Source organism: Umezawaea sp., assembly GCF_057122925.1.
Genome location: NZ_DBNGPQ010000046.1, coordinates 16,929 through 32,969, shown reverse-complemented (window position 1 = coordinate 32,969; position 16,041 = coordinate 16,929). Strand labels below are relative to the sequence as shown.

The window sequence follows — 16,041 nt, the reverse complement described above, 5'->3', positions numbered from 1 at the left end:
CCGAGTTGCCTCACGGCGGCCCGGCGCGGACCAGGGGTCCTGCGCGCGACTCACCAGGGCTCGTCGAACTCGCCGTCCTTCGCGCCGAGGATGAACGCGTCCCACTCCGCGGGCGTGAAGACCAGGACCGGGCCCTCCGGGTGGGCCGAGTTGCGCATCGCCACGTACGTGACGCCGTCCGTGTGCTCGACGAAGGCGATCTCCACGTGTTCGCCGTCCGGGTCGGAGTCGTCACCGCCGCGCTGCCACTCGGCCTTGGTGAGGTCGAGGTTGCCGCGTACGTGAGCCTTGTCGTCGTAGATCGGCGCGCTCTCGGTCATGTCCCTAGGTATACCGGAGCCCGCGACACCGTCGGCGTCGCGGGCTCCGTTGGGAAAAGCGCTGATCAGACCGTGTCGGTCAGCGGGCGGTCGACCCAGGACATCAGGCCGCGCAGCTTCTTGCCGACCTCCTCGATCGGGTGCTGTTCACCCTCGGCCTGCAACTTCTTGTAGTTGTTGCGGCCCGCCTCGTCCTCGGCGACCCACTCGGTCGCGAAGGTGCCGTCCTGGATCTCGCCCAGGATCTTCTTCATCTCCTCCTTGACCGCGGCGTTGACCACGCGCGGGCCGCGGGTCAGGTCGCCGTACTCGGCCGTGTCGGAGATGGAGTAGCGCATCCGGGCGATGCCGCCCTCGTACATGAGGTCGACGATGAGCTTGAGCTCGTGGAGGACCTCGAAGTACGCGATCTCGGGGGCGTAACCGGCCTCGGTCAGCACCTCGAAACCGGTCTGCACGAGCGCGGACGCGCCACCGCAGAGAACGGCCTGCTCGCCGAAGAGGTCGGTCTCGGTCTCTTCCTTGAACGTGGTCTTGATGACGCCGGCGCGGGTGCCGCCGATGCCCGCCGCGTACGAGAGCGCCAGCGCCTGGGCGCCACCGGTCGCGTCCTGGTGGATGGCGATGAGCGCGGGAACGCCCTTGCCGTCGACGAACTGGCGGCGCACGAGGTGACCGGGGCCCTTCGGGGCCACCATGGCGACGTCCACACCGGACGGAGCCTCGATGAGGCCGTAGCGGATGTTGAAGCCGTGGCCGAAGAAGATCGCGTCGCCGTCCTTCAGGTTCGGCGCGATGTCCTGGGCGTAGATGTGCCGCTGGGCGGTGTCCGGCGCCAGGATCATGATCAGGTCGGCTTCGGCGGACGCCTCGGCGGGCGTGAGCACGCGGAGACCCTCTTCCTCGGCCTTGGCCCGCGACTTCGAGGTCTCCAGGAGACCGATCCGCACGTCGACGCCGGAGTCGCGCAGGCTCAGCGCGTGCGCGTGGCCCTGGCTGCCGTAGCCGATCACGGCGACCTTGCGGCCCTGGATGATGCTCAGGTCCGCATCGTCGTCATAGAAGATCTCGACGCTCATGGTGTTACTTCATCCTTCCCTACAGCGGAAAACTCGGGTTAGCGCACCGCGGTGGCGGTGATGGAACGAGCGCCGCGGCCGATCGCGACCATGCCGGACTGCACGATCTCACGGAGCCCGTAGGGCTCCAGCATTCGGAGCAGCGCGTCGAGCTTGTCAGACGTGCCGGTCGCCTCGACGGTGACCGCCTCGGGCGACACGTCGACGACCTTGGCGCGGAACAGCTGCACGGTTTCGAGCACCTGGCTGCGCACGGTCGCGTCGGCTCTGACCTTCACGAGCAGCAGTTGCCGTTGAACGGAAGCGGTCGGCTCCAGCTCCACGATCTTGATCACGTTGATCAGCTTGTTGAGCTGCTTGGTGACCTGTTCCAGGGGTAGTTCGTCGACCGAGACGACGATGGTCATCCGGGAGATGTCGGGGTACTCGGTGCGGCCGACGGCGAGGGATTCGATGTTGAACCCCCGCCGGGAGAACAGGCCCGCGACGCGCGCGAGCACACCGGGCTTGTCCTCGACCAGAACGCTCAGGGTGTGCCGGGTCATCACAGGTCCTCATCGAACAGTGGGCGGATGCCGCGCGCGGCCATGATCTCGGAGTTGCCGGTGCCCGCCGCGACCATCGGCCACACCTGGGCGTCCTTGCCGACCACGAAGTCGATGACGACCGGCCGGTCGTTGATCTCCATGGCCTGCTTGATGACCGCGTCGACCTCCTCGCGGGACTCCGCGCGCAGGCCCGCGCAGCCCATGGCCTCGCCGAGCAGCTTGAAGTCCGGGATGCGGTGCTTGTGCGTGCCGAGGTCGGTCTGCGAGTAGCGGCCCTCGTAGAAGAGGTTCTGCCACTGGCGGACCATGCCCAGGTTGCCGTTGTTGATGACGGCGACCTTGATGGGCAGGCCCTCGATGGCGCAGGTGGCCAGTTCCTGGTTGGTCATCTGGAAGCAGCCGTCGCCGTCGATCGCCCAGACCTGCTTGTCCGGCGCGCCCGCCTTGGCGCCCATGGCCGCGGGGACCGCGTAGCCCATGGTGCCGAGACCGCCGGAGTTGATCCACGTGCGCGGGTTCTCGTACTTGATGAACTGCGCCGCCCACATCTGGTGCTGGCCGACGCCCGCGGTGTAGAGCGCGTCCGGGCCGACCAGCGCGCCGATGCGCTCGATCACGAACTGCGGCGACAGGGTCCCGTCGTCGGGCCAGTCGTAGCCCAGCGGGTAGGTCTCCTTGAGGCCGTTGAGGTGGTCCCACCACGGCCCCAGGTCGACGGTCTTGGAGGAGTGCTCCACCTCGACCCTGATGGCGTCGACCAGCTCGGTGATGATCTCCTTGCAGTCGCCCACGATCGGCACGTCGGCGCGGCGGTTCTTCGAGATCTCCGCCGGGTCGATGTCCGCGTGCACGACGGCGGCGTGCGGCGCGAACGACGAGAGCTGGCCGGTGACCCGGTCGTCGAACCGCGCGCCGAGCGCGACCAGGAGGTCGGCCTCCTGCATCGCGGCGACCGCGCCGACCGAGCCGTGCATGCCCGGCATGCCCATGTGCTGCGGGTGCGAGTCCGGGAACGCGCCCTTCGCCATCAGCGTCGTGACGACCGGGATGCCCGTGGACTCCGCGAGCTTCAGCAGTTCCGCGTTGGCGTTGGCCTTGATGACGCCGCCGCCGACGTAGAGCACGGGCTTCCTCGCGGCCGCGATCAGCTTCGCGGCCTCGCGCACCTGCTTCCCGTGGGGCCTCGTCGTCGGGCGGTAGCCCGGCAGGCGCAGCTCCGGCGGCCAGGAGAACGTCGTCATCTCCTGGAGCACGTCCTTGGGGATGTCCACCAGCACGGGGCCGGGTCGGCCCGTCGCCGCCAGGTGGAACGCCTCGGCGATGGCCCTCGGGATCTCCGCCGGGTCGGTGACGAGGACGTTGTGCTTGGTGATCGGCATCGTGATGCCGCAGATGTCGGCCTCCTGGAACGCGTCCGTGCCGATCAGCGGGCGGCTCTGCTGCCCGGTGATCGCGACGACGGGGACGGAGTCCATGTTCGCGTCCGCGAGGGGGGTGACGAGGTTCGTCGCGCCGGGACCCGAGGTGGCCATGCAGACGCCGACCTTGCCGGTGGCCTGCGCGTAGCCGGTCGCGGCGTGGCCCGCGCCCTGCTCGTGGCGCACGAGGACGTGGCGGACCTTGGTCGAGTCGAGCAGCGGGTCGTACGCGGGCAGGATCGTCCCGCCGGGGATGCCGAAGACGATTTCGCAGCCGACGGCTTCGAGTGAACGGACGAGCGACTGGGCGCCGGTTACGCGGATCGGGGCTCCGCTCGGCGGGGCCGGTTTGGGCCGCGGGCCGGGGCGGGGCGACTCGCCGGTGGCCTGTCGCGAGGTTGCGCTAGTCATCTGTCTGCCTCGTGGTGTCGGATGCGGTGGTGGGCCCACCTGGGGGTCCGGGCACGAAAAAACCCTCGACAACCCGAACGGGTCGTACGAGGGTCGCGCGTCGACGCAGCTTCTACTGCCTAGGCGTCGACGCGCCTGGGAAGTACGAGAACGAGCGTGCGCTGCATGGGGGTGACGTTAACGGTGAATCCGCGGCATCGTCAACTGGGCGGGATCGAAATCCCGGATCGTGGACGTGACGTGGTCCACGGTCCGGCCCCGGATCACCCGCTCGGAGGCCCGGTGCGACCATGGCGGACGTGGACAAGCTGGTCTTCCGAATCCCCGCCGTCGCCCTCCTCGCCTCCGGGGTGGGGTTGATCTGCGTGACGCCCGTGGCGTTCGCCGTGCCCGGCCTCCAGGTGCTGTACGTGCTGCCGCTGGCGTTCGCCGCGTGGGTGGTCCGGCTGCGCACGACGGTGACCCGTGAGCGGATCGTCGCGCGCGGGGCGTTCGGCTCGAAGACCGTGGCCTGGGACGACGTCAAGGCCGTCAAGCTGTCGGAGAAGTCCTGGTTGAGCGTGGTGCTGGCCGACGACGAGCTCATCCCGCTGCCCGGTGTGCGGATGATGCACCTGCCCGCGCTGGCGGCCGTGAGCGGCGGCCGGATCACCGTTCCCGCGGTCGAGGTGCGGGAGCCCGTCGCCGACGAGGGGGGCGGGGAGGACGGGGCGGCCGACACCGCCGCCGAGCCCGGCGAGGCCGAGGCCGGAGCGGAGACCCCGACCGACGGCGCCGACACCGACCGGGAACGCTCCGAACGTCCCTGAGGGACCCCGGCACCGCGGTTCGGGGTTCCGCACCGCGGGCGCGGGATCGGCCCCCTGCCAGAAGATCACTCGATCGAGTAGCACCGGGCCGCGGTTCACACCGGTCCAACCCGCGCCCTCCGTACAGTCGGGGCCGTGCTCAAGACTTCCCGCGTCCCGCTGGTCAGCCTCCTGCTGGCGCTCGCGGGGCTGGCCGTGTCGATCTACCTCACCATCGCGCACCACAGCACCTCGAACCTGCTGGTCTGCGCGGAGAACAGCGTCGTCGACTGCGCGTCGGTGACCAGCAGCGAGCAGTCGGAGCTGTTCGGCATCGCGGTGGCCGACCTCGGCACGGCGTTCTACGCGTTCCTGACCGTCCTGTGCCTGCCGTGGGCGTGGCGCTCCGCGAACCCGTGGGTCGGGTGGGTGCGGCTGGGGTCGCTGGGCGTCGGCGTGCTGATGGTCGTCTACCTCGTGGCGGCCGAGCTGTTCCTGATCGGGAAGATCTGCCTGTGGTGCACGGTGGTGCACGTGATCACGCTCGCACTGGCCGCTCTGCTGGTCACGGCCGAGCTGCGCACGAGTAACGTCTGAGGGACCCCGGCCCCACCCGCACGTCACGCCCACCAGGCGTCTGATCACCTCACGCTGTTCGCAGATTCTGGAGGAGCCGTGCCCCCGCTCCGGTCCCGCACCACCACTCATGGCCGCAACGCCGCAGGCGCCCGTTCGCTCTGGCGGGCGACCGGCATGACGGATTCCGACTTCGGCAAGCCGATCATCGCCATCGCGAACTCCTACACGCAGTTCGTGCCGGGCCACGTGCACCTGCGCGACCTCGGCGACATCGTCGCCGAGGGCATCCGCGAGGCGGGCGGGGTGCCGCGCGAGTTCCACACGATCGCGGTGGACGACGGGATCGCGATGGGGCACAGCGGGATGCTGTACTCCCTGCCCTCGCGCGAGGTGATCGCGGACGCCGTCGAGTACATGGTGAACGCGCACCAGGCCGACGCGATCGTCTGCATCTCGAACTGCGACAAGATCACGCCGGGCATGTTGAACGCGGCGCTGCGGCTGAACGTCCCGGTGGTGTTCGTGTCGGGCGGGCCGATGGAGGCGGGCAAGGCCGTCGTCGTGGACGGGGTGGCGATCCCCTCGTCCGACCTGATCACGACGATCTCCGCGTCGGCGAACTCGAACGTCGACCAGGCCGGTCTGGACGAGGTCGAGCGGTCGGCGTGCCCGACGTGCGGGTCGTGCTCCGGCATGTTCACCGCGAACTCGATGAACTGCCTGACCGAGGCGCTCGGGCTGGCGCTGCCGGGCAACGGTTCCACGCTGGCGACGCACGCCGCGCGCCGGGAGCTGTTCGTCGACGCGGGCAAGACCGTCGTGGAGCTGTGCCGCCGCTGGTACGAGGACGACGACGAGACGGCGCTGCCGCGGACGATCGCGAACCGCAAGGCGTTCGAGAACGCGATGGCGCTGGACATGGCGATGGGCGGCTCGACCAACACGGTGCTGCACATCCTCGCCGCCGCGCAGGAGGGCGAGATCGACTTCACCCTCCAGGACATCGACGACATCAGCCGCCGCGTGCCGTGCCTGTCGAAGGTGTCGCCGAACTCCGACTACCACATGGAGGACGTGCACCGGGCGGGCGGGATCCCCGCGCTGCTCGGTGAGCTGGACCGCGGTGGCCTGCTGCACCGGGACGTGCACTCGGTGCACAGCCCGTCGCTGGAGCAGTGGCTGACCGAGTGGGACGTCCGCGGGCCGAACCCGTCCGAGCGGGCGGTGGAGCTGTTCCACGCCGCCCCCGGCGGCGTCCGCACGACCGAGGCGTTCTCCACGTCCAACCGCTGGTCCTCTTTGGACACCGACGCGGCGGCGGGCTGCATCCACGACGTCGAGCACGCGTTCACCAAGGACGGCGGCCTGGCGGTGCTGCGCGGCAACCTGGCCGAGCGCGGCGCGGTGATCAAGGCCGCGGGCATCGACGAGGAGCTGTGGCACTTCGAGGGCCCGGCGCGGGTCGTGGAGAGCCAGGAAGAGGCCGTGTCGGTGATCCTGAAGAAGGAGATCCAGGCCGGTGACGTGCTCGTGGTCCGCTACGAGGGTCCGGCGGGCGGGCCCGGTATGCAGGAGATGCTGCACCCGACCGCGTTCCTCAAGGGCTCGGGGCTCGGCAAGAAGTGCGCGCTGATCACCGACGGGCGGTTCTCCGGCGGGTCGTCGGGGCTGTCGATCGGGCACGTCTCGCCCGAGGCCGCGGGCGGCGGCGCGATCGGGCTCGTGCGGGACGGCGACCGGATCCTCATCGACGTGCACGAGCGCAGGCTCGAACTGCTCGTGGACGAGGACGTGCTGGCCGAGCGCCGCGCGAAGATGGAGGCGAGCGAGCGGCCGTGGCAGCCGGTCGACCGGGTGCGCCCGGTGACGGCGGCGCTGCGGGCGTACGCGCGGCTCACCACGGACGCGTCGACCGGGGCCGTGCGCGACCCCTCGCGGTAGTCCCACCGGGGGTCGGGCCCGCCGCCGAGGGCGACCGCGGGCCCGACCCCGGCGTCAGACGGACCGGAACACGTACAGCGTCGCCACGACCGCCGCGGCGGCGATGACCAGGAAGACGGAGCCGCTGAGCAGGGGACGGCGGAACCAGGACCTGCCGTAGTCGAGGGCGGCCCGGCCGGGGCCGGTGAACAGCAGGGCGAACGCCATCACGGCGAACGACGCCTCCTGCTCCACGCCCGGCGCGCCGAAGAAGCCGCCGCCCCACTTCACCACGATGGCGTTGGCCATCACGCCGAGGATGCCCGCCGCGGCCAGCGGGGTGAACAGGCCGAAGACCAGCAGGATGCCGCCGCCCAGCTCGGTGATGCCGGTGACCCAGGACAGGATGCGGGCCTCGCGGAAGCCGGAGGACTCCAGGAACTTCGCGAAGCCGTCGATGCCGGGGCCGCCGAACAGGCCGAACACCTTCTGGAGGCCGTGCACGACGAACGCTGCGCCGAGGCCGACCCGCAGCACGAGCAGGCCGAGGTCGGTGCCGCCGTTCCAGCCGAACACCCTGCGGTGGTCGTCGTCGTCCTCGTAGTGCGGCTCGACCTGGTCGAGGGGTGTGTAGCCGGTGTCGTCGAAGGCCTTCGTGGAGGCGTCGAACGACTGCGTCCCGTCGTCGAAGTGGTGCACGCCTCCGCCGGAACCGCTCGCCGGGTAGAAGCCGTCGTCGGGGTAACCGCCGGAGCTGGCCGAGCGGTCGTCGTGAGTAGCCACGACCCGGCACGATAGGAGACTCCGGCGGCGTTGGCGAGAGCCCATTCCGCCCGACCGACCGGCGCGAACGCCGACCGAGCGGGTCAGTAGTCGCCTTTCACCAGGTTGGCGGGCTGCTCACCGGCCGCGAACCTGGTCATCTCGGAGACGACGACGGCGTACGAACGGCGTTGGGAGCCCGTGCAGCTGCCCGCCACGTGGGGCGTCAGGAACAGGCCGGGCGCGGTCCACAGTGGATGTTCGGCGGGCAGCGGCTCCGGCTCGGTCACGTCCAGCGCGGCGCGCAGCCGACCGCTCGTCAGCTCGGCCAGCAGGGCGTCGGTGTCGACCACGGGGCCGCGGGCGCCGTTGACCAGGATCGCGCCGTCGGGCATGGCGGCGAGGAAGTCGGCGTCGACCATGCCCGTCGTCTCGTCGGTCAGCGGGACGACGACCAGCACGGCGTCGTGCTCGGGCAGCAGCGCGGGCAGCTCGTCCATGCCTCGGACGCCGTCGCGGGCCGTGCGGCCGACGAGGGTGGCGGTCGCGTCGAACGGTTCGAGCCTGCGGCGGAACTGCTCGGCGAGGTCGCCCGCGCCGACGACGAGGACGCGCTTGTCCTGGAGGGTGTCGGTGACGTGGTAGTCCCAGCGGCGCTCCTGGCGGGCGGCCTCGAACGCCGGGAAGTCGCGGTAGATCGCGATCAGCGCGCCGATCGCCCACTCCGCCGTGCTGCCGCCGTGCGCGCCGCGGCACGTGGAGAGCAGCACGCCCTCCGGGAGCTGACCGACGAAGCGCTCCGCGCCCGCGCTGAGCAGCTGCACCAGTTCGAGCTTCGGCAGCTGGGCGTAGACCTCGCGCGGATTGGTGCCCTGGAGGAACTTGGGCACGAACACCCGCGCGTCGGCGGCGTCCGGTGGCAGGGGTTCACCCGGCTGGTAGCGGACCGCGCGGACACCGTCCACGGAGGACAGCGCCGTCACGCCGTAGTCGTCGGGGACCAACACGATGAGCGTCACCCCCGAAACCTACGGCACACTGCCCCCCATGCAGGAGCACGACGTCACGAGCGAGGACGGCACGCGGATCAGGGTGTGGCAGACCTCGTCGGAAGGTCCCACCGTGCTGCTGTGCCCCGGCCTGGGCACCACGCCGGAGACGTGGCCCGCGCTGCTGCTGCCCTCGGCGGGCGTGCGGGCGCTGAGCTGGTACCACCGCGGCACGATGGGGTCGGAGCGGCCGGAGGACGAGTCGCGGATCGCGCTGGCCGACCACGTCGCCGACGCGCTCGCCGTCCTGGACGACGCGGGCGTCGAGTCGTGCGTCGTGCTCGGCTGGTCGATGGGCGTGACGGTGGCGGCCGAGCTGGCGCTGGGGCACCCGGACCGCGTGTCGGGGTTGATGCTGGTCGCGGGCGCGCCGGGCGACTCGTTCGAGAGCATGCTCGGCATCTCCGGCCTGCCGCCGGACGTGCGCAGGCTCATCGGTCTGACCGGCACGAGGGCGCTGCGCGCCGCGGGTCCCCTGCTGGACCTCGTGCTGCACCGGCTGCCGATCAACGACGTGACGACGTTCCTGCTGCGGCACAGCGGGCTGATGCTGGCGTCGAGCGCGCCCGAGGCCGTGGCCGGGTCGATGAGGCGGTTCCTGCGGCACGACTGGAGCTGGTACTTCACGCTGGCGCTCGCGCTCGGGCGGACGCCCCGGCAGGACCTGGCGGGCGTGACGTGCCCCACAACGGTCCTGGCGGGCCGGTACGACGTGCTGGCCTCGCCGGAGAGCATGGCCGGACCGGCCGGTGCGCTCCCGCAGGCGCGGGTCAGGGTGCTCCCGACCAGCCACTTCCTGCCGCTGGAGGCTCCGGAGGTGCTCTCCGAGGAGCTGCTGCTCCTGATCGACCGGGTCGACGCCGTGCACCGGGCGCTCTACGACCTGGACCCGCCGTCGCCGCTCACCTCGGGTTCACGGCCCCGCGCCTAGGGTCAACACCCGTGTCACGTCCTCAGCGGTTGCTCCGCGCGGTGCTCGCGAGCACGGCCATCGGCCTGCTCGCGGCGGGCTGCGCCGACTTCCCGGAGCAGCCGTCGGCCGCCGGGTGGAGCGCCCAGCCGCAGCTCACGCCGCAGGCGGGTCCGACGCCCGAGATGCCGGGCGGTCTGCCGCAGGGCGGCGGCCAGCAGCCGGGCGGGCAGCCGCCGACGTCGGTGCCACCGCCCGAGGGCTGCAAGGACTTCAACCCCGCCGTCGTGGCGACCTGCCTGAACCCCCTCTCCGGCGTGGCGCTGATGGACGTGAACCAGTCGACCGGCGTCGTCACGGCGCTGGCGACCGAGCGGACCACCGGCAAGCTGCTCAAGGTCAGCAAGGACGTCGACCCGGTCGAGGTGGGCAGCTTCGCCGTCGACGCGACCGGCGACGGCGGCCTGACCGGCCTCACCCTGTCGCCGACCTACGGCGAGGACCAGCTCGTCTACGTCTACCTGACCACCGACACGGACAACCGGGTCATGCGGATCGCGCCGGGCGACACGCCGAAGCCGGTGCTCACGGGCATCCCGAAGGGCGCGACCGGCAACCGCGGCGTCCTGGGCCACGACCGCGAGGGCGCCCTCCTGGTCGCGACCGGCGACGCGGGCGACCCCGCCCTCGCCGCCGACCCGGCCTCGCTCGCGGGCAAGCTGCTCCGCATCGACGCTTCCGGCCAGCCCGCGGCGGGCAACCCCACCACCGGCTCCGCGGTCGTCGCCAGCGGCTTCCGCTCGCCCGGCGGCGTGTGCGTGTCGGCCGACGGCACGAAGACGTGGGTCACGGACTCCACCGCCTCCGCCGACGTGCTGTACCGGATCACCGCGGGCAAGCCGCTCGGCTCGCCCGCGTGGACGTGGCCGGACAAGCCGGGTGTCGGCGGGTGCGCGTCGCTGTCGAACACGATGTGGGTCGCCACGTCGAACGTGCCCGGCACGCAGATGATCGCCATGAACGCCGAGGGCGGCTTCACCGGCAAGCCGGAACCGTTCCTGGACAAGGAGACCGGCTTCGGCCGCATCGGCCCGCTGGTGGCGCTGGACGACAACACCGCGCTGGTGGGCACGGTGAACAAGGCCGCGGGCGGCACGCCGATCTCCAGCGACGACCGCGTGGTGATCGTGCTGCGCGACAGCTCCAGCGGCGGGAGCAAGGACTAGGGCCTCGGGCCGTTCACGACGAGGGCGCACGTCGGCGAGGCCGTCCTCGCTGAACGGCGAGCACTCGATCCGGAGGTCGCTGTTCGGGTGCACGGCGTGCGCCCGGCGGCCGGTCCGCGCGCCGGGGGTGACGAGTTCTGGAACCCGCAACCCATATCAGCCCGACCCCAGGCACACGAACGGCCGCCGCAGCGGGTCGATCGCGATGGCGTCGGCGAGCGCCACGGCCGGGGACGCCCCCGACGACAGGCCGCGGTGGTAGTCGCCCATGGCGGCCGCCGCGGGCTCGTCGCCCACGCGGCTGCTGGCCGCGATCACGGTGTGCGCGCCGCTGGCGAGCATCGCCCCCGCGAACCCCAGCGCCTCGTCACCCGGCCGGATGCGGTTGAGGGCCAGCTCGCACGCGGCCAGCACGACCTGCTTCGGCGGTCGCCTGACGCGGCCCACCTCGTGCGCGAAGAGGGCGCCGTCGGCGAGTTCCAGGCGGGAGAACAGGGCGTTCTCGGGTTCGTGCTCACCGTGCGCGGCGATGTGGGCGAGCGAGACGCCGTCCAGCGCGTCGAGCACCGGGCCGACCCTGGCCTCGGTGCCGCCCAGCGAGGTGGCGTCGGCGTGGTAGCCGGCCAGCTTGTCGATCTCGCCCTCGGCGGCCTGGAGGCCGGGGCCGCGGACCAGGAGGACGCCCGACGTCGAGTCGGGCCCTGCCTGGCTGGTGGCGAGCCACGCGGTGGCGGAGGGGACGACGGTGGTGGGGCGGGACTTGCACTGGCCGAGCACGCCCCACGGCACCACGTACAGGGCGCCGGTGGGGACGATGACGAGTTCGCGGTCGCCGAGCAGGTCGGCGAGGGGCTGGAGGAGCTGCCGGTCGAGGAGGTCGGCCTGGCGGCGGGCGGACGTGGCGATGACGTCGGCCAGCGCGGCGGGGAGGTAGTCGGGGGCCAGGGCGTTGAGGTCGGCGTGCAGGCGCAGCGCGGCCTCGGTGGCGGCGGGCGCGGAGCCGAGGCGGACCATCCGGACCCTCCCGCCCGCCACGACGACGGCGACCAGGTCGTCGTCGGACGTCGCGAAGCTGATCATCGCGCGGTCGCCCAGCTCGGCCTGGACGGCCCGCAGGTCCGCGACCGGGCGGGCCTTGCCCCACGGGCTGGCGCTCCAGCCCAGGCGCATCGCGTCGCGCTGGCTGGTGGCGTAGCGGGCCTCCAGGGTGGAGGTCGGGTGGCCGTCGAGGCGGGCGCGGAGCAGCGCGCGGCTGAGCTGGCGGACCTCGGCGATGCTCTCGACCAGTTCGGCGTCCACCGTGGACTCGACCGGCTGGTAGCGGTACATCTGGGCGCGGGTGCGCTCCAGCCAGGTGAACAGGCGCTTGGCCGAGGCGGCGGAGCCCGCGCCGTCCAGCACCAGCCGCACCGCCAGCTCGCCCAGCTCACGGCCGTGCAGCGCGGTGCCGGACACCAGCTCCAGGCCGCCCATCTGGTCGCGCATCCGGCCGAGTTCGGCCAGCCCTGCCTTGGCCTGCGCCAGCGCGACGCGGCGGTTGCCGGTGGCCAGCGCCAGTTCGGCCCTGGACAGGCGCACGAGCATCCGCTGGTCGATCGTGCTGGTGCGGCGGACGCGCGGCACCGAGCGCAGCAGTTCGGCGGCGCGGTCGGTGTTGCCGCGGCGCACCTCCAGGCGCGCGGCGAGGGCCTGCGCGACGGTGGCCTGGTCGGGCAGCTTCAGGGCGGAGAGCCGTTCGGCGAGTTCGAGCGCGCGGTCGACGACCCGCCCCGACGGTCGGCGGCTGTCGAGGGCGCGGAGCACGTCCGCGCGCAGCGCGATCAGCCCCGCGACCGCCGCCCACGCCGGGCTGCCGCGCCGGGCCAGCTTGCGCTGCGCCGAGTTCGCCATCCGCTTGGCCGTGCGGAGTTCGCCGTCGAGCAGGGCCGCGGCGGCGCGGAGCAGCTCGGCCTCGGCGATGTCCTGGCCGATGCGCTGCCTGCGCAGCTCCGGCAGCACCTCGTCGAGGTGGCGCCCGGCCTCGTCGACGAGACCCGCGCTGATCAGGGCCTCAGCCTGGTCGATCCGCAGCCGGAGCAGCATCCCCGGCTCCAGCTCCTGGTAGACCCGGTTGGCCTCCTCGTAGCGCTGGAGGGCCGCGGGCAGGTCACCCGCTCGCTGGAGCACGTTGCCGAGCGCGTGGGTCGCGATGGCGGCGCGGACGGGGAGGTCGTGGCTCTTCGCGAGCGCGACGACCCGGTCGAGGTCCGCCGTGGCCTGCGCGGTCCGGTGCACCTCGCCGTAGGCGTTCCCCCGGTTGGACAAGGAGATGATGAGCGACTCGACGCGCGGCTTCAGGTCGTCGGCGTGCTCGGCCACGCGGCGTTCCTGGTAGGCGATGTGCAGGTCGAGGTGGTAGATGCCCTCCTCGATCCGCCCCACGCGGCACAGCAGGACGCCGTGGTTGGAGTCGACCAGTCCGTAGAGCTCGTCGCGCAACCGCTGGTCCGACAACGCGGTCAGGTCGTGGCGGGCGGAGGCGAGGAGCGTCAGGCCGTCGTCGAGGCTGCCGGTCTCGGCCAGGCAGAAGGACAGCGTGACGAGCTGCCTGGTGCGCAGCTCCAGGCGCTGGTCCGGGTCGACGTCGGGCGCTTCGAGGACCGCGAGTCCCCGTTCGAGCAGGCGCGCCCCGTCGAGGTAGCGCTTGGCGACGGCGGCCTTCCGAGCGCGGCGGTGGAACTCACGCGCGCGTTCGACGGCACCAGCGGGATCGACACGGGACGCACCGCGTGACGACGCAACGCGGATCGACACAGCCACCGTCATATCAGAGCACAAACGAAAGCCGGACACCGCAGGCTGATCGGGGTACACCCGTCCGCCAGCGGCATCCGGCCTCCGGAGTCGCTAGTTCGCGGGCTGCGGCTCGGTCTGGGTCTCGTACGGGCCGCCGTTCGGCACCACGGGAGCGGGGTCCTTCGGCGACTGGTCAGGCGCCGTCCCGTTCTCGTCCGGCACGATCGCGTCGATCTCCTCGATGAGCTTCGGGTCGGTTTCAGCCATGAGTTGTTCTCCCCTAACAACAGGCGACCCGTTCGGGTCGGTTACCTGATCCGGTTTATTCATGATCATTCCCAAGCCCCCCGGCTTGGCGAACGGGTCAAGCCTGACACAGATGGACGCGTCTTCGATGAGTATTTTCACCCATTGCGACCGAAAATATGACTCAGATCATCGCTGACCAGGGTTTACGGCCCATCAAAGAGACTTTGGACCACCCGATCGGAGCAAGGGGATAACACAACGGAGGCGTTGCCCGACCGCATAAAGCGGACTGGACAACGCCTCCGACGTGGAATACCTAGGAACAGCGGGAGATCACGAGTTCGCGCACCCGCTTGGCGTCGGCCTGGCCCTTCGTGGCCTTCATGACCGCACCGACGATCGCACCCGCGGCGGCCACCTTGCCGTCGCGGATCTTGTCCGCCACGTCCGGCTGCGCGGCCAGGGCCTCGTCGACGGCCTTCTCCAGGGCCGAGTCGTCCGAGACGACCTTCAGCCCGCGGGCCTCGACGACCTGCTCCGGCTCACCCTCGCCGTCGAGGACGCCGATGACGACCTCGCGGGCGAGCTTGTTGGTCAGCGCACCGGAGTTGACCAGCGCGACCACCTTCGCCACCTGCGCCGGGGTGATCGGCAGCGCGCCGAGCTCCACGCCGCGGGTGTTGGCCTGCTGCATCAGGTACGACACCCACCACGACCGCGCCTCGACGGACGTCGCGCCCGCCTCGACGGTGGCCGCGACGAGGTCGACGGCGTCCGCGTTGACCAGGTCGCGCAGCTCGGCGTCGGTGAGCTTCCACTCGGTCTGGATGCGCTTGCGCCGCTGCGCGGGCATCTCCGGCAGCGTGAGGCGCAGCTCCTCGACCCACTCGCGCGACGGCGCGATCGGGACGAGGTCGGGCTCCGGGAAGTACCGGTAGTCCTCGGCGGTCTCCTTGCGACGGCCCGCGCGGGTCGTGCCGGAGGCCTCCTCGAAGTGCCGCGTCTCCTGCACGATCTCGCCGCCCTCGGCGAGGATCGCCGCCTGGCGGGTCATCTCGAAGCGCACGGCCCGCTCGACGCTGCGCAGCGAGTTGACGTTCTTCGTCTCCGTGCGGGTGCCGAGCACTCCGGAGTCCTTGGGGCTCAGGGAGACGTTCGCGTCGCAGCGCAGCGAGCCCTGGTCCATCCGGACGTCGGACACGTCGAGCGCCTTGAGCAGGTCGCGCAGCGCGCTGACGTACGCGCGGGCCACCTCGGGTGCGCGCTCGCCGGTGCCGGGGATCATCTTCGTGACGATCTCGATCAGCGGCACGCCCGCGCGGTTGTAGTCGAGCAGGGAGTGCTCGGCGCCGTGGATGCGACCGGCCGTGCCGCCGACGTGCAGCGACTTGCCGGTGTCCTCCTCCATGTGCGCGCGCTCGATCTCCACGCGGAAGATCTCACCGTCGTCCAGCGTCACGTCGAGGTAGCCGTTGAACGCGATCGGCTCGTCGTACTGGGACGTCTGGAAGTTCTTCGGCATGTCCGGGTAGAAGTAGTTCTTCCGCGCGAAGCGGCACCACTCGGCGATCTCGCAGTTGAGCGCGAGACCGATCCGGATCGCCGACTCGACCGCGACGCCGTTGACGACCGGCAGCGCGCCGGGCGCGGCGAGGCAGACGGGGCACACGTGCGTGTTCGGCTCGCCGCCGAACTCGTTGGCGCAGCCGCAGAACATCTTGGTCCTGGTGTGCAGCTCGACGTGCACCTCCAAGCCCAGCACCGGGTCGAAGCGCTCGACGACCTCGGCGTAGTCCATCAGGTCAGCCACGCTCGTCACGCTTTCCCGTCCTTCCGGAACCCGCGCACGGTCAGCGCCGCGCCGGTGATGGCCACGACGACGCTGGCCACCGCGTTCGCGAGCGCCAGCTTGTCCTTCTCACCCCTGGCGGTGCGCAGGGTGGAGAACGCGCTCGCGGCGGCGGCGGCCGCGCCGAGCAGGCCGAAGAGCCCTCGGGCTTTCCTCAT

At 71.5% G+C, this 16,041-nt stretch carries 15 protein-coding genes; 5 read left to right on the top strand and 10 right to left on the bottom strand.

The annotated features are described in order from the left end of the window. Positions 1–50 precede the first annotated feature (50 nt). The 4 genes from AC156L_RS08705 to AC156L_RS08690 form a co-directional block, all read right to left on the bottom strand. On the bottom strand, positions 51–320 hold the full coding sequence (locus AC156L_RS08705; RefSeq protein WP_330881521.1) for a DUF397 domain-containing protein: 270 nt from the start codon (positions 318–320) through the stop codon (positions 51–53). Positions 321–385: 65 nt separating this feature from the next. Beyond that, on the bottom strand, positions 386–1,399 hold the full coding sequence (gene ilvC, locus AC156L_RS08700) for a ketol-acid reductoisomerase (protein WP_330881522.1): 1,014 nt from the start codon (positions 1,397–1,399) through the stop codon (positions 386–388). A gap of 38 nt (positions 1,400–1,437) precedes the next feature. Beyond that, complete coding sequence (gene ilvN, locus AC156L_RS08695) at positions 1,438–1,944, bottom strand: acetolactate synthase small subunit (protein ID WP_106188137.1); 507 nt, start codon at positions 1,942–1,944, stop codon at positions 1,438–1,440. Beyond that, positions 1,944–3,776: an acetolactate synthase large subunit gene (locus AC156L_RS08690; RefSeq protein WP_330881525.1), complete on the bottom strand. Its 1,833-nt coding sequence runs from the start codon at positions 3,774–3,776 to the stop codon at positions 1,944–1,946. Before AC156L_RS08690 ends, ilvN begins: the two co-directional genes overlap by 1 nt. 299 nt (positions 3,777–4,075) lie before the next feature. Between AC156L_RS08690 and AC156L_RS08685 the strand changes: the two genes are divergently transcribed. From AC156L_RS08685 to ilvD, 3 genes are all read left to right on the top strand, one after another. Beyond that, a complete protein-coding gene (locus AC156L_RS08685; protein WP_330881527.1) occupies positions 4,076–4,585 on the top strand; it encodes a PH domain-containing protein in 510 nt (169 codons plus the stop codon). A gap of 135 nt (positions 4,586–4,720) precedes the next feature. After that, complete coding sequence (locus AC156L_RS08680) at positions 4,721–5,161, top strand: vitamin K epoxide reductase family protein (RefSeq protein WP_330881529.1); 441 nt, start codon at positions 4,721–4,723, stop codon at positions 5,159–5,161. A gap of 78 nt (positions 5,162–5,239) precedes the next feature. Next, the gene (gene ilvD, locus AC156L_RS08675; protein WP_330881531.1) at positions 5,240–7,084 is read left to right on the top strand and encodes a dihydroxy-acid dehydratase; all 1,845 of its coding nucleotides are present in this window, start codon (positions 5,240–5,242) and stop codon (positions 7,082–7,084) included. A 54-nt stretch (positions 7,085–7,138) separates the two neighbouring features. Here ilvD and AC156L_RS08670 read toward each other — a convergent pair whose 3' ends face one another. Beyond that, positions 7,139–7,846 (bottom strand): DoxX family protein, encoded by a 708-nt coding sequence (locus tag AC156L_RS08670; protein WP_330881533.1) that lies wholly within the window; start codon positions 7,844–7,846, stop codon positions 7,139–7,141. A gap of 83 nt (positions 7,847–7,929) precedes the next feature. Continuing rightward, positions 7,930–8,844, bottom strand: a complete 915-nt coding sequence (locus AC156L_RS08665; RefSeq protein WP_330881535.1) for a 2-hydroxyacid dehydrogenase — start codon at positions 8,842–8,844, stop codon at positions 7,930–7,932. Between the two features lie 28 nt (positions 8,845–8,872). On the opposite strand from AC156L_RS08665, the gene AC156L_RS08660 reads away from it, so the two are divergent. Together AC156L_RS08660 and AC156L_RS08655 are read left to right on the top strand one after the other, a co-directional pair. Then, positions 8,873–9,805 carry an alpha/beta fold hydrolase gene (locus AC156L_RS08660; protein ID WP_330881537.1) on the top strand — a complete coding sequence of 311 codons (933 nt, stop codon included), beginning with the start codon at positions 8,873–8,875 and terminating at the stop codon, positions 9,803–9,805. Positions 9,806–9,816: 11 nt separating this feature from the next. Further along, the gene (locus AC156L_RS08655) at positions 9,817–11,010 is read left to right on the top strand and encodes a PQQ-dependent sugar dehydrogenase (RefSeq protein WP_330881539.1); all 1,194 of its coding nucleotides are present in this window, start codon (positions 9,817–9,819) and stop codon (positions 11,008–11,010) included. A gap of 156 nt (positions 11,011–11,166) precedes the next feature. Here AC156L_RS08655 and AC156L_RS08650 read toward each other — a convergent pair whose 3' ends face one another. From AC156L_RS08650 to AC156L_RS08635, 4 genes are all read right to left on the bottom strand, one after another. Further along, the gene (locus tag AC156L_RS08650) at positions 11,167–13,803 is read right to left on the bottom strand and encodes a CHAT domain-containing protein (RefSeq protein ID WP_330881541.1); all 2,637 of its coding nucleotides are present in this window, start codon (positions 13,801–13,803) and stop codon (positions 11,167–11,169) included. Positions 13,804–13,896: 93 nt separating this feature from the next. After that, entirely contained in the window at positions 13,897–14,052 is a 156-nt protein-coding gene (locus AC156L_RS08645) for a hypothetical protein (protein WP_330881543.1), read from the bottom strand. Positions 14,053–14,350: 298 nt separating this feature from the next. Then, the gene (gene gatB / locus AC156L_RS08640) at positions 14,351–15,853 is read right to left on the bottom strand and encodes an Asp-tRNA(Asn)/Glu-tRNA(Gln) amidotransferase subunit GatB (RefSeq protein WP_330881544.1); all 1,503 of its coding nucleotides are present in this window, start codon (positions 15,851–15,853) and stop codon (positions 14,351–14,353) included. Continuing rightward, positions 15,850–16,041 (bottom strand): hypothetical protein, encoded by a 192-nt coding sequence (locus AC156L_RS08635; protein ID WP_330881546.1) that lies wholly within the window; start codon positions 16,039–16,041, stop codon positions 15,850–15,852. Before AC156L_RS08635 ends, gatB begins: the two co-directional genes overlap by 4 nt.